Annotated in this window: 14 protein-coding genes; 4 read left to right on the top strand and 10 right to left on the bottom strand. The window is 71.5% G+C overall.

Annotated elements, in window-relative coordinates; all coding sequences use genetic code 11:
- Positions 1-601 precede the first annotated feature (601 nt).
- The 3 genes from AB0K35_RS24480 to AB0K35_RS24470 form a co-directional block, all read right to left on the bottom strand.
- Positions 602-1,246: a response regulator transcription factor gene (locus tag AB0K35_RS24480; protein ID WP_363887835.1), complete on the bottom strand. Its 645-nt coding sequence runs from the start codon at positions 1,244-1,246 to the stop codon at positions 602-604.
- A complete protein-coding gene (locus tag AB0K35_RS24475) occupies positions 1,237-2,397 on the bottom strand; it encodes a histidine kinase (RefSeq protein WP_363887832.1) in 1,161 nt (386 codons plus the stop codon). Before AB0K35_RS24475 ends, AB0K35_RS24480 begins: the two co-directional genes overlap by 10 nt.
- A gap of 119 nt (positions 2,398-2,516) precedes the next feature.
- Positions 2,517-3,299 carry a DedA family protein gene (locus AB0K35_RS24470; RefSeq protein ID WP_196922654.1) on the bottom strand — a complete coding sequence of 261 codons (783 nt, stop codon included), beginning with the start codon at positions 3,297-3,299 and terminating at the stop codon, positions 2,517-2,519.
- Here AB0K35_RS24470 and AB0K35_RS24465 point away from each other — a divergent pair.
- Genes AB0K35_RS24465 through AB0K35_RS24455 form a run of 3 tightly spaced genes read left to right on the top strand, consistent with a single transcriptional unit; the run spans position 3,298 to position 5,108 of the window.
- Positions 3,298-4,080 carry a carbon-nitrogen hydrolase family protein gene (locus AB0K35_RS24465; RefSeq protein ID WP_363887829.1) on the top strand — a complete coding sequence of 261 codons (783 nt, stop codon included), beginning with the start codon at positions 3,298-3,300 and terminating at the stop codon, positions 4,078-4,080. The genes AB0K35_RS24470 and AB0K35_RS24465 overlap by 2 nt on opposite strands.
- A 41-nt stretch (positions 4,081-4,121) precedes the next feature.
- Positions 4,122-4,562: a VOC family protein gene (locus AB0K35_RS24460; protein WP_124770561.1), complete on the top strand. Its 441-nt coding sequence runs from the start codon at positions 4,122-4,124 to the stop codon at positions 4,560-4,562.
- A gap of 45 nt (positions 4,563-4,607) precedes the next feature.
- Complete coding sequence (locus AB0K35_RS24455) at positions 4,608-5,108, top strand: DinB family protein (RefSeq protein ID WP_238668374.1); 501 nt, start codon at positions 4,608-4,610, stop codon at positions 5,106-5,108.
- Between the two features lie 43 nt (positions 5,109-5,151).
- On the opposite strand, the gene AB0K35_RS24450 is transcribed toward AB0K35_RS24455, so the two are convergent.
- The 6 genes from AB0K35_RS24450 to AB0K35_RS24425 all read right to left on the bottom strand — a co-directional run bounded on the left by AB0K35_RS24450 (position 5,152) and on the right by AB0K35_RS24425 (position 10,037).
- Entirely contained in the window at positions 5,152-5,793 is a 642-nt protein-coding gene (locus AB0K35_RS24450; protein WP_238668375.1) for a histidine phosphatase family protein, read from the bottom strand.
- Between the two features lie 33 nt (positions 5,794-5,826).
- The gene (locus AB0K35_RS24445; RefSeq protein ID WP_238668376.1) at positions 5,827-7,284 is read right to left on the bottom strand and encodes a serine/threonine-protein kinase; all 1,458 of its coding nucleotides are present in this window, start codon (positions 7,282-7,284) and stop codon (positions 5,827-5,829) included.
- A gap of 98 nt (positions 7,285-7,382) precedes the next feature.
- Positions 7,383-7,586 carry a hypothetical protein gene (locus AB0K35_RS24440; RefSeq protein ID WP_238668377.1) on the bottom strand — a complete coding sequence of 68 codons (204 nt, stop codon included), beginning with the start codon at positions 7,584-7,586 and terminating at the stop codon, positions 7,383-7,385.
- A gap of 2 nt (positions 7,587-7,588) precedes the next feature.
- Positions 7,589-8,632: a LacI family DNA-binding transcriptional regulator gene (locus AB0K35_RS24435; RefSeq protein ID WP_363887826.1), complete on the bottom strand. Its 1,044-nt coding sequence runs from the start codon at positions 8,630-8,632 to the stop codon at positions 7,589-7,591.
- 135 nt (positions 8,633-8,767) lie between these two features.
- Positions 8,768-9,655 carry a helix-turn-helix transcriptional regulator gene (locus AB0K35_RS24430; protein WP_363887823.1) on the bottom strand — a complete coding sequence of 296 codons (888 nt, stop codon included), beginning with the start codon at positions 9,653-9,655 and terminating at the stop codon, positions 8,768-8,770.
- Between the two features lie 142 nt (positions 9,656-9,797).
- Positions 9,798-10,037, bottom strand: coding sequence for a DUF397 domain-containing protein (locus AB0K35_RS24425; RefSeq protein ID WP_091406718.1), 240 nt, complete (start codon positions 10,035-10,037; stop codon positions 9,798-9,800).
- Positions 10,038-10,301: 264 nt separating this feature from the next.
- Between AB0K35_RS24425 and AB0K35_RS24420 the strand changes: the two genes are divergently transcribed.
- Positions 10,302-10,952, top strand: coding sequence for a GGDEF domain-containing protein (locus tag AB0K35_RS24420; RefSeq protein WP_091407349.1), 651 nt, complete (start codon positions 10,302-10,304; stop codon positions 10,950-10,952).
- Between the two features lie 5 nt (positions 10,953-10,957).
- Here AB0K35_RS24420 and rox read toward each other — a convergent pair whose 3' ends face one another.
- Positions 10,958-12,385 (bottom strand): rifampin monooxygenase, encoded by a 1,428-nt coding sequence (gene rox / locus AB0K35_RS24415; protein WP_363887821.1) that lies wholly within the window; start codon positions 12,383-12,385, stop codon positions 10,958-10,960.
- Positions 12,386-12,478: the final 93 nt, after the last annotated feature.

Genomic DNA, 12,478 nt, shown 5'->3' with positions numbered 1-12,478 from the left:
GTAGGACACCCAACCACCACATGGGGGGCGGCGGCGGGGTGTGAGCACCTCGTCCGGCGCTGCACAAACAAAGGGGAAAAGTCTGGGGGGTGACGCCCATCAGGGCGTCGGGTCGGCGACCTGCCGAGCCGGGGGGGGGCTCGTGGCGCCGGGACCCTGTGTAACGACCGGGGGGCCGGGGTCATTCCGGGTTGGCCCACCCGCCGGCACCCTCATCAAGGCGGTGCCCGCTGGTCGTCGTGGGGACTGTAACGACCGGGCGTTGGCCGGCATTCCAACCTGCGCGACCTGCCCCGAGGGGGCGGGCGGCGGGCCGGTGGTACTGCGATCGTCAGGGTATGTAACGACCCCGCCCCGGCCATGATTCCGACCCACGAGTGCACCCGGCCACACCCCACAAACCCCAACCAACGGACAAACCACCCACCCAGCGCCGCGTCCAAGGCGTCGAATCGCCCCTCACCGGCGTGATCCACTCGGGTTCACGGAAGTCGGGGCATCCCGGACTCCCGGACACCCCGACATCATGAAACCCGAGTCGATCAAGCCGGCCGGCCCGGTTTTGCGCCCCCCGAAGGGCGCGGCCGGTCGTAGGCCCCGATCAGGTACCGAGGTAGCGCAGGATTGCGAGGATTCGTCGGCTATAGCCCGTTGTGTGCGCCAGGTCGAGTTTGTCGAAGATGGCGTTCACATGCTTCTCGACCGCGCTCTGCGATACGTGCAGCCGCTGGGCGATGGCGAGGTTCGTGTGCCCCTGCGCCATCTCGTGCAGTACGTCGCGTTCCCGCGGCGTGAGCCGACCGAACGGGTCGGGCCGGTCGGAGCCGGCCACCACCTGACGGACCACTTCCGGGTCGAGGGCGGTGCCTCCGGCGGCGACCCGGTCGAGTGCGTCGAGGAAGTCGTCCACCTGGGCGACCCGGTCCTTGAGCAGGTAGCCGACCCCCTCGGGACGGTCCGCTAGCAGCCGCCCGGCGTAACGCCGCTCCACGTACTGGGAGAGCACGAGGACGCCGGTGTCGGGCCACCGACGACGGATCTCCAGGGCGGCCCGTAGCCCGTCATCGGTGTGGTTGGGTGGCATCCGGACGTCGGTGACGACCACGTCGGGACGGGACCGTTCGACCGCCTCGACAAGCTGGTCTGCGGTCGCTACCGCCGCGAGCACCTCGTGCTCCTCGTCGGCGAGCAGCCGCGTCAGGCCCTCCCGGAGCAGCGTCGAGTCTTCGGCGAGGACTAGTCGCACGGCAACTCCGCCAGCACGGTCGTCGGACCGCCGGCCGGGCTGGTCACCAGCAGCCGACCGTCCAGCGCGGCGACCCGTCGCGCGAGCCCGGACAAGCCGCGTCCGGTCGGTTCCGCCCCGCCGACGCCGTCGTCGTGTACGCGCATCCGGATCCACCCATCCCGTACTCCGATGTCGACCGTGACCAGGGTAGCGGCGGCGTGTTTGGTGGCGTTGGTGAGCGCCTCGCAGGCCACGAAGTACAACACCGTCTCGACCTGCCGCTCGGGGCGGACGGGCAGCGCGCAGCGGATCCGCACCGGCACCTCGGATCCGCGGGCGACGATGGCCAGGACCTCGCCCAGATCGCTGTCGTCCAGTGCTGACGGGTAGACCCGCCACGCCACCTCGCGTAACTCCTCGATGGCCCGCTGCACGTCCTCGTGTGCCTGGGTGAGCAGCGCGTGGGTGCGGTCGGCGTCGCGGGCGCGTCGGGCCCGGCCGAGCAGCATGCCGAGGGCGACCAGCCGCTGTTGGAGGCCGTCGTGCAAGTCGCGTTCGATGCGCTGCCGTTCGGCGTCGACAGCGGCGATGACCCCGGCCCGACTGGTGGTCAGCTCGTGGACCCGCCGGGTCAGCTCTGCCCGACTTCCCGCGCCGAGCAGTCGTCGCGCCAGCCGGATGTCCAGCGCGGCGATGCTGGCTACGGCCTGAACGTTGAGCAGTAACAGCACTGCCCCGACGGCGGTCTGGGAGAGGGCGTCGAGAACTGTCAGCTCTCCGCGTACCGCCGCGCTCAGCACGATCCCGGCCAGCACCACGCCCACGCCGAGCACTGCGTACGCCAGCAGGCCGAGCGTGCCGGGTAACAGTCGGACGGCCAGGTAGCCGAGCTGACGGCGGGTCGCCACGGTGTTCGGCGCGGGCAGATCCTCCGCGCCGAGCAGCCCGACGAGGCGGCGATGTTCCATCCGCACCAGCCAACCCCCGTACCTGCTGGTCAGGCCGGCGACCCGACGGCTGGCGGCAGGCGCGAACACGCACACGCTGAACGCGACGGCCGCGACCGCGAGGAAGGCGAACTCGACGGCGGCCGTCGCGATGCCGACGGCGACGCCGACCGGCGGCCGGAGCCGGACCCACCACCTGCCGGTTCGCGGTTCCCCTGCCACCTCGTCCACCTTCCGCACCGAGCCTGCTCCCCCTTGCCCTGCGTCAGGTGACGCGCCCGCAGGCGACCTCGGGTGACGCCTGGGGTGAAGCAGAGCAAAGGAAACCAGAGAGGGGTCGGCTAGCGCTCGTCCGAGGCCCACGATCCGCTTCGGTAGAGGGTGCCGCGACCACCCGGGTCGGGCATCGCGTTCAGTGCGCTCTGCTCAGGTTCGGTCGGCTCCGGGTTCCGCGCGGCGCGGCGGGCTTTCAGCACGCGCGACCCGACGAACCAGGCGGCCGCCGCCACGCAGACCACGATCACCACTTTCTGGAGCGTGCCGACGTAGCCCTCGACGAGGTGCCAGTTGTCGCCCAGCAGGTAACCGGCGAGCACGAAGGTGGTGTTCCAGATCAGGCTGCCCAGCGTGGTGTAGAGCAGGAACGTGGTCACCGGCATCCGCTCCACGCCCGCCGGGATGGAGATCAGGCTCCGGAAGATCGGGATCATCCGGCCGAAGAAGACCGCCTTCACGCCGTGCCGCAGGAACCACGCCTCGGTCCGGTCCACGTCGCTGAGCTTGACCAGTGGGAGCCGGGAAACGATGGCACGCATCCGGTCGCGTCCCAGCGCCGCGCCGATCAGGTAGAGCGCCAGCGCGCCCAGCACCGAACCCAGCGTGGTCCAGAAGATCGCGCCGACCAGACTCATCCGTCCCTGCGCGGCGACGAACCCGGCCAGCGGCAGGATCACCTCACTGGGGATCGGCGGGAAGAGATTCTCCAACGCCACTGCCAGGCCGGCACCCGGCCCGCCGAGTCGTTCCACCAGGTCAGTGACGTAGCCGACGATCCCGTCCTGTGGTGGCTCCGCTGCGGCGGCGGGGGTTCCGGTGGCGAACACGGCGTGGGACGTTCGAATCATGCGCCCACGTTACGAAGTAATCCTGAGAGCCGACCATGAGGCCGACCGCCCGACCGCGCGGGTCGACCACACCGGTGGGGGTGCGGAAAACCGCACCCCGCTTCGGCTCGCCGTGGCGCAGCCGCCGTGCGTACCCCTGGATGTCGCGGAGAACGCGCGGGCGCACGCCGCCGCGGTCCGCGCGGCGCGCGCCCGGGTGGTGGTCTTTCCGGAGCTGTCGCTGACCGGGTACGAGTTGGACGCGCCGGTCGTGTCGGTCGACGACCGGCGCTTGGCGCCGCTGGTCGAGGCGTGCGCCGACACGGACGCGCTGGCCCTGGCCGGTGCGCCGGTCGCGGGTGACCACATCGCGATGCTGGCGGTGACCGGTGGCGGTGCGACGGTGGCGTACCGGAAGATGTGGCTGGGGGACGCGGAGGCCCGCCGGTTCCGGCCGGGCGACGCCCCGGTCGTGCTCGATGTGGACGGTTGGCGGCTGGGGCTGGCGATCTGCAAGGACACCGGCGTGGCCGCGCACGCGGCGCGGACCGCCGCGCTCGGGATCGACGTGTACGCGGCCGGCGTCCTGGAGTCGGCCCGCGACGCCGCGGTGATAGACCAGCGGGCGCACCGGATCTCCACCGCGCACCGGGTCTGGGTGGCGGTGGCGAGCTTCGCCGGGTCGACCGGCGGTGGCTACACCGAGGCGGCGGGGCTCTCGGGCGTCTGGACGCCAAACGGCGAGGTGTACGCCCGCGCGGGCACCGAACCGGGCGAGTCGGTCAACGTCAGCCTCCACTGACCGCGCCTCAACCTGTCGTACGTCTGCGGCAGGATCGGCTCATGAGCACTGTGCCCTCCCGGCTGTCCGTGGTCACCGTGGGAGCCCGCGACGTCGCCGCGCTGCGGTCGTTCTACCGGTCGTTGGGGTGGCCCGAGTTGCCGGCGAGTGACGACGGCTGGTCGGCCTTCCTGCTCGGCGGTGTGCTGTTCGCGCTCTACCCCCTGCCGGAGTTGGCCGCCGAGGCTGCGCCGGGCGTGCCCGCGCCGGCCGCAGGTTGGTCCGGGGTCACCCTGGCCTGCAATGTCGACAGCCGCGACGAGGTCGACACGGCGTTCGCCGCTGCCGTCGCGGCGGGCGCGACGGTGGTGGCGGAGCCGACCGACCGGTCCTGGGGTGGGCGCTCCGGCTACATCGCTGACCCGGAGGGCAACCGCTGGGAGATCGCCTGGGCGGGCACGGCCCGCTTCGACGAGCGTGGCGCTCTCCTCTCCTTCGGCTGAGCATCGTGTTTGCGCGCTGACGATGATCTTTGGAATGCTTCGGGAATGACGTCCTTCCCGGGAACCTTCGCCGATGATGTCGTCGGCCAGTCAGCCCAGACGCAGTTCGAGGCGTTCATCGACGAGCACCGCAGAGCGCTCAACGGCTACCTGGACGGGCTGACCGAGGAGCAGGCGCGCCGGTCGTTGGTGCCGTCCCGGACGACGCTGCTGGGTCTGGTGAAGCACGCCGCGTTCGTGGAGAAGGTCTGGTTCGACGAAGCCGTCACGTGTCGGTCCCGGACCGAGATCGGCATCCCGGCCACGCCGGACGAGTCGTTCATCCTCGACGACGGCGACACGATCGCCACCATCCAGCGCACGCATCGGGAAGCCTGCGAAGCCTCCCGCCGCGCCACGTCCACGCTGGGCCTCGACGACCTGCTCCGCGGCAACCGGCGCGGCCCGCTGCCGCTGCGCTGGGTCTACCTGCACGTGCTGCGCGAGCTTGCCCAGCATTGCGGGCACGCGGAGATCCTGCGCGAGCAGATCCTGGCGGCCGACTAGCGCCGCCGAAGGCCCGAGCCGGTCGGACGTCGCGTGGGCTGGATCAGCCTCTGACCCACCCGCCGGTGTCGGCGAAGCGACGCAGCGTCCAGCGGGCCGGCGGCCAACCGCCGGGGTCGTGGTCGGTGGTCCATTCGGTGATCGAGGCCGGCGGCACGTCCAGGTCGAACGCCCGGAACACCGGCTGCGCGCCGAGCGCGTGGAAGGCGCCCTCGACGGTCTCGCTGTGGCCGACCAGGACCACTGTGGAGCCCCGATGCCGGTGGGCGATCTCCATGATCGCGCGGCTGACGCGGACCACCAGTTCGGCCCAGGTCTCGTTGCCCTCCTCGAACGGTCGGAACACGCCGCCACCGGCCACCGCGTGGTCGGTACGGAAGAGGGCGGTCGGTAGGCCGTCGGCGTACGGGGGTGTGTGCCAGGTGCAGAGACCGCAGTCGGCAACGGGCCGGACGCCGAACGCTGCGCCGATCGGTTGCGCGGTCTCGACGGCCCTGCGCAGCACGGACGAGTAGACCGCCACCGGACCGTCGGGGGCGACCTCGCCGGTGAGCCGGTTGGCCAGGTCGTGTGCCTGCTCGTGGCCGAGGGCAGTGAGGCCCCGACAGCCACGTGGCCCACCGACGATTCCTTCGAGCTGGTGGACCGACTCGCCGTGTCGTACGAAGATCAGACGTGTCCGCATCGGGACATCATGCCAGCGGTATCGACCGGGGTATCAGTCGTCCGTACGGCTGGTGGAGAAGCTGCCGGCCCGGGCGAGCAGAGCGTCCAGTTTCGCGCCCGTCTGCGCTGGTAGACGGTCCCGCCGCACCAGCTCGGCGATGTGCTTCCGTAGGTCGGCGGTGCGCTCGGCGCGGTCCCTGTTGCGGCGGTTGAGGTCGGCGAGGTCGTCACGCAGGTCTTCCGCGGTCTTCGGGTCGACGTCACCGCGGGCGACAGCGGTGGCGAGGACGGCGGCGAACTCGCTGCTCACCTCCCGGAAGCTGACCGGTAGCTGCTGCCCGACGGTCGGGGGCGCGGTGCTGGCGGCGGGGGGTGGTGAGGACGGTGCGGCAGGTGTCGGCGAGTGTGTGGTGGGCGCCGGGGCCGGGGCGGAGGTCGACGGCGCGGCGGCGATCTCGGCAGGGTCGGGTGTGCCCGGGTTGCCCAGCGGATTCTGCGCGAGCAGGACGCCGACGCCGGTCAGCACGGCGAGCACGGCCGCGACGAGCGCGGCGAGCGGCCGACGCGAGCGGCGGCGGGCCGGTGCGGCGGTTGCCGGGGCGGGTCGGGCCACCACCGACCGGTCGATCAGGGTGGGCGGGTGGGCGGCCGGCCGGATGCGCAGCAGCTCGGTGGGTGGCTCGACCGGCTGACCGGCGCCGAAGCGGCGGGCCAGATGCGCGGCGCTCGGCCGGTCGGCCGGGTTGGCGGCCAGGCAGGCGACGGTCAGCTCGGCGATGTCGGCGGGAAGGCCGGGCACCCGCAGCGGCGGCACCGGAGTGCCCCGCCGGTGCACCTCCAGGGCGTCCTCCCAGCTCTGCACGGGCAGTGGCGCCCGCCCGGTGAGGGTGCGGTAGAGCAGCGCGCCGAGGGCGTACACGTCGCTCGCCGGGTCGGGCGGGCCGGCGGTCAGCCGTTCCGGGGCGAAGTAGGCGGGGGTGCCCATCAGCGGTTCGCCGGACTGACTGTCGAGGCCGCCGAGCGCGGCGATGCCGAAGTCGAGCACCTTGGCGCCGGTGTCGGTGAGCATGACGTTCCCGGGCTTGACGTCGCGATGCACGACGCCGATGCGGTGCGCGGCGGCCAGCGCGGCGGCGATCTGCCCGGCCACCCGGACCGCCTCCGGCCAGGGCAGCGGCCCGGTCCGCAGCCGGTCGGCCAGGTTGTGACCGTCGACGAGCTCCATCACCAGGTACGGGACCACGACGCCGCCGGCCAGGCTCGCCTCGGCGTAGTCGTACACCTGGGTCACGTGTGGGTGGGTCAGCCGGGCGGCGGCGCGGGCCTCGCGTTGGATGGTGGCCCGCAGCTGTGGGTCGGTGGCGAACTGCCCGGCGAGCACCTTGATCGCGACCGGCCGCCCGAGCACCTCGTCGTCGCCTCGCCACACCTCGGACATGCCACCGAGACCGATCCGCTCGTGCAGTACGTAGCGGTCGTGGAGGCGGAGAGTGGGCGTGAGCGGCGACATGGCTTCACCAGTCTGCCTGGTAACACCGCCTCCGACCACTCTGCGTGCCCGGCCCCACACTGTTCGTCCCGTCCGTGCCGGAATGGGATTGGTGCGGGTCAGGAGCAGCGCGGGGTGCCGGGCAGCGGTCGTGGTTGGATGCGGTCGGCGAGCCGGCGCAGGGCGAGGGCGGTGGCCTGCCGGGTCGGGGCGAGCAGGGCCCGGCGGGGGTGCTCGACCTGGACCGGAGCGTCCGGTCGGGCCGAGTTGACGTGCCGGCTCATGGCGTCGAGCGCGGTGATGTATCCGGTGGGAAGTTCCATGGTCAACTCCTTGGGACAGGTCCGGTGGAAGCCCGGACGACGAGTGCGGTGGGCAGCAGCACGTGACCGGCCGCGGCGTCCGCGGGCGGGTCGAGCAGCAGTTCGGCGGCGATCCGGCCCTTCTCCTCGGCCGGTTGCCGGACGGTGGTGAGTCCGGCTGCGGCGGCATCGGGGACGTCGTCGAAGCCGGTCACCGAGACGGCCGGACGATCATGGGCCGGCCGTGCGGCCAGGGCGTCCAGCACACCGAACGCGAGGACGTCGGAGCAGGCCAGGACGGCGGTCGGCGGTGCGGGTCTGTCGAACAGCCCGGCGATGGCTGCGGCTGCCGCCGGGCGGCTGTTGCCGGGGACGTTGACCAGTGTCAGCTCCGCCCAGCCGACGCCGACCTCGGCGAAGGCCTCGGCGAACCCGCTGAGCCGACCTCGGGTGGTCGGATGCGGCACCTGGTCGACCCCGGCCAGCGTGAGCGGGCCGGCCGGCGCGTCGGGCAGCACGGAGTCGGCGAGCAGCGCCACCCGACGGTGCCCGAGCCCCGCGACGTGCGTGGCGACACCGCGGGCGGCGGCCCGCTCGTCGATGCCGACGAACCGTTCGTCGGCGCCGGCGTCGTCGCGGGCGGCCGTGCTGACGAACGGCAGCCCGCGTTGGCGGATGACGTCCAGCGCCCATTCCTCGTCGGCGACGCAGTAGACACAGAACCCGTCGACGGCGGCGTTCTCCACCGCCTGCCGGGCGTCGGTCACCGCCGGGGGTAGCGGCACCAGCAGCATGCTGGTGCCGTGCCGCTCGGCCGCCGCGCCGACACCGGCGAGGAAGCGGACAGCGAACGGGTCGGTGAAGGCGTACGACAGTCGCGAGGTGAACAGCACCCCGATCGACCCGACGAAACCTCGGCGCAGGGAGCGCGCTGTGGGGTTGGGGCCGGGGTACCCGAGTTGCCGGGCGGCGTCCAGGATCCGCTCGCGCAGGGCGGTGGAGAGCTGGTCGGGGCGGCTGTAGGCGTTGGACACCGTGCTGCGGGAGACGCCCACGGCGTCGGCCACGGCTTGCAGTGTTGGCTTCACCGGCACCCCTCTGTATCGATCCAGTCTGTATCGATACAGAGACTAGCCCGACCGGTTGGCGTCGGTCAATACGTGAGCTGAGAGTCCCGTCTGCGGGGGCCTGCGACCGCGGGGTCAGGCAGGGTAGGTGTCGTCCAGCAGGCCGCCGAGGATCTCCGCCGTACGCTCGGGCGGCTCGGCCTCGACGCAGAGCCGCTCCATGGCCACCGCGTAGTAATCCAGATCGTCGCGCTTGTCCAGGTAGATGGCGCTGGTGAGCTGTTCGATGTAGACGATGTCCGGAAGCTCCTGGTCGCCGAAGCGCAGGATGGTGAACGCGCCCCCGGCGGCGGCGTGGCCACCGGCGGCGAACGGAATGACCTGCAACCGGATGTGGGGCGACTTGGTCGCCTCGATGAGCGCGGTGAGCTGACCGCGCATGACCTCTGTGCCACCGATGGGCCGGCGCAGCGCGGCCTCGTCCACCACGGCCCAGAGCTGCGGCGGATTCTCCCGGTGCAGCAACTGCTGGCGTTGCATCCGCAACGCGACGCGCCTGTCGATCTCACCCGGACCGGCCGTCCCGTGCCCCAGCAGCACTACCGCCCGGGCGTACTCCGGGGTCTGCAACAGGCCGGGCACGAACTGCACCTCGTAGCTGCGGATCAGCGCGGCGGCGGCCTCCAGGCCCAGGTACGACTGGAACCAGGACGGCAACACGTCGCCGTAGCGGTGCCACCAGCCGGGACTGTTCGCGTCCCGCGCGAGTTTGAGCAGCGCGTCACGCTCGTGGTCCTCGGTGACGCCGTAGAGGGTCAACAGGTCGGCGACGTCGCGCTCCTTGAAGCCGACCCGGCCGAGCTCCATTCGACTGATCTTGGATTCGGAGGAGCGGATCTCCCAGCCGGCACCCTCCCGGGTCACCCCGCTGGACTCCCGCAGACGGCGCAGTTGGGCACCGAGCAGCATGCGCAGCACTGTCGGCCCCGTTGTCGGGCCACCCTCGGCGGGAACCATCGTCACGTGCGGACCTCCGGACACCGACCCACGACGGCCGGGCGCCCCGGCCCGGCCGACGTGTAAGCATGCCATGGACCGACAGTGAGGTGAACTCCTCCGCACCGGTGAATCGGTCCCGTCGCCGGGACGACCCACCACCGGCCGGTCAGTTGATCAGATGGTCGAAATCTCCGTCTCGCGCACCGAGAACGAAGGCGGCGATCTCATCCACCGTGTAGATCAGGGCCGGCCCTTCCGGGTGTCGTGAGTTGCGGACCGCGATGCCCGCTCCCTCGGGCAGTTCGGCCAGTTCGACGCAGTTGCCGCTGGGGTTGCTGCGGCGACTCTTCTGCCAGCTCAGCGGAGGCAACTGGTGGATCGGTACGCCATTGGGTGGCTGCTGCATGGGGGCGTCTTTCTGTTACGAGCCCGCCGGTGGCCGTGGGAGGAGCGGTAACGGCGAGGGGGTGCGGTATCGACATTGGACGGTTCTGCACGTGCATCTGCTATTGCATCTGCATCCGACGGCGAGCATGATAACGCACATGATCGGTGCCCATCCGTTCACTTTGTGTTACCCCCGCACGGGCAACGATCAGGCAAAACTGGGCTCGACGCGGCGTGCCGCGTCAACCGAAGGCTGGAGGCGGTCGCGGCGATGGGAGGGTTCGTGCCGGATCCGATGAGTGTCGCCTCCGGCGTCTGCGCGGCGGGTGCGCTGCTCTCCTCCTGGCAACTACGCCGACGGGCCGTGCGCGCCGAGGCCGAGATCGGTCACCTCCAGGCAGAGCTGGCCGCCGAACGGCACGCCGCCAGTCACGACCCGCTCACCGGGCTGCCCAATCGACGCGCCTTCTACCGCCTGGCAGCCGCCCTGCTCACCGACGCCGCCGGCCAGCCGCTGATCGCCGTGGTGCTCGATCTGGACGACTTCAAGCAGATCAACGACCGGTACGGGCACGCCGCCGGCGACCAGGTGCTGATCAGTGTCGCCGAACGACTCGCCGGCTTCGCCGGGGACAACCTCGTGGCGCGCCTCGGCGGCGACGAGTTCGCCGGGCTGCTCTCCAGCCCCACGGTCGACCGGCGCTGGATCGAGCACTCGACCCGCCGGCTCAGCGAGACCGTCGCCGCGCCGATCCGGCTGAGCGGGTGCAGCGTCCGGGTCACCGCGTCCGTCGGGCTCGCCCCGGTGACCGGCCCGGCCCAGCTCACCGACGCGCTCAGCCGCGCCGACGCGGCCATGTACCAGGCGAAGAGCCTCGGCGGCGCCCGATCGCCCCGCCAACTTGTCGACAGCGCGTTCCTCGGCGAGCGCTGACCGTTTCAGCTGACCGGCGCGCCGAACCACCTGGGCAGCTGGCTGAGCAGGTCGCTCTGATCGTCGCCCACCCACGCCACGTGACCGTCGGGCCGTAGCAGCACGGCGGGCACCTCCAACTCCTCACTGACGTCGACGACGTGGTCGACCCGCTCCGCCCAGCCGGCGACCGAGAGCTGGCCGGTCTGATCGAGCAGCAGGCCGCGGCCGCCGTGCATCAGCTCGTAGAGGCGCCCCCGCGCCAGCCGTACGTCACGCAGGTGGCGCCCGAGCAGGTCGTGGCCCGCGCCGAAGTCGTAGCGGACCCCGATCGCGGTGATCTTCTCGATCAGGTACCTGTTGACGTCCTCGAAGTCCAACAGCTCGGACAACAGTTGGCGCACCGACCGCAGCCCCGGCTCGGGTGAGAGCAGCAGCATCTGCGCCCGGGTGTTGTTCAGCACGTCTGCGGCCACCGGATGCCGTTCGCTGTGGTAGCTGTCCAGCAGCCCCTCCGGCGCCCAGCCGTTGAGCTCGGCGGCCAGTTTCCAGCCGAGGTTGAAGGCGTCCTGGATGCCGAGGTTGAGCCCCTGCCCGCCGGTCGGCGGGTGGATGTGCGCCGCGTCGCCGGCCAGCAGCACCCGGCCGACCCGGTAACGCTCGGCCAGTCGGGTGGCGTCACCGAAGCGGGAGAGCCAGCGCGGTGAGTGCACACCGAAGTCGGTGCCCGCGTACACCCGCAGTTGGTGTTTGAAGTCGTCGATGGTCGGCGGGACCGTGCGGTCCTCGACCACCCCCTCGGCCGGGACGACGACGCGGTACACCCCGCCCCCGAGCGGCCCGAGACCGAATCGGAGATGGGTCCTGCGGACCTCGGCCACCACGTCGGCCACCGTCTCCGGCGGCACGCCCACCTCCATCTCGCCCAGCAACGTCTCGACGCTGCTGGGCTCGCCGGGAAAGCCGACACCGAGCAGCCCGCGTACGGTGCTGCGACCGCCGTCGCAGCCGACGAGGTAGCGCGAACGCAACTGTGTCCCATCGGCCAGCCGCACTGTCACCCCGTTGTCGTCCTGGCTCAGCCCGACGAGTTCGCTGCCGCGCCGGATCTCGACGCCGACCTCGTCGGCGTGCTCGCTCAGGAGACGGTCGGTGGTGGTCTGCGGAATGCCGAGGACGTACGCGTGCGCGGTGTCCAGCCCGCCCGGCGACGGCTTGGGAATCGCGGCGAAGAAGCCCCCGACCGGGTGCTGCTGTCCGAGGGCGAGGAACCGCTCCAGCAGACCTCGCTGGTCCAGCACCTCGATGCTGCGTGCGTGCAGGCCGAGCGCGCGGACGTAGCTGGTCGGCTCGGTCTCCTTTTCGAGCACGAGCGCGTGCAGCCCGTGCAGCCGCAACTCGCTGGCCAGCATCAAGCCGGTCGGCCCACCGCCAGCAATGATCACATCGATCATGGAATCCCCCGATTTTCCAGATTTGGGCGTCGGCTGGAGATTCTGCTGCACCACCCGGGTCTTGCCGCAAGGCCCCGGGTGCGATATATGTTG

The sequence above is a fragment of the Micromonospora sp. NPDC053740 genome, from assembly GCF_040677775.1.
Taxonomy (GTDB): domain Bacteria; phylum Actinomycetota; class Actinomycetes; order Mycobacteriales; family Micromonosporaceae; genus Micromonospora; species Micromonospora alfalfae.
Note: the sequence above shows the minus strand (reverse complement) of the source record. Positions and strands in the feature narration are given on the sequence as shown.